The 348-nt window shown below is 65.8% G+C and carries 1 protein-coding gene; it reads right to left on the reverse strand.

The features are described 5' to 3' along the window. Positions 1–63: 63 nt before the first annotated feature. Positions 64–348: phosphatase PAP2 family protein (locus BST14_RS31875; RefSeq protein WP_211280842.1), on the reverse strand; the 285-nt coding region annotated here is incomplete at its 5' end.

The following is a 348-nucleotide window of genomic DNA, read 5'->3' on the forward strand; positions in this document are numbered from 1 at the left end:
GGTCGATCCCGAGCAGGCAGAACGGCTGTTCGAGTCGATCCGCCAGGCCGGCGTGCGGCTGTTCTACATGAAGGTGCCCATCGAGTTCGGCGTGCTGGGAGCGGACGAATCGTCTTCCTGAACGCGGTTTTCGTCGGCGCCGCCGTTGCGCTGTCCCCGCGTCTCCGGTCGGTAGAGCATCAGGCGGTACAGGCCGAGGCAGATCAGCCAGTCGAACAGCATCGTCCACAGGTTGTGCGAGAGGAAGTGCGCACCTTGCAGCATGCGCGACAGCGATAGCAGACAGACCATGGCGAAGGCGAAGGCCAGGGCGTAGCGCGCCAGCCTGGGCTTGCGGTCGCGCAGGGC

Source organism: Mycobacterium arosiense ATCC BAA-1401 = DSM 45069, from assembly GCF_002086125.1.
Classification (GTDB): domain Bacteria; phylum Actinomycetota; class Actinomycetes; order Mycobacteriales; family Mycobacteriaceae; genus Mycobacterium; species Mycobacterium arosiense.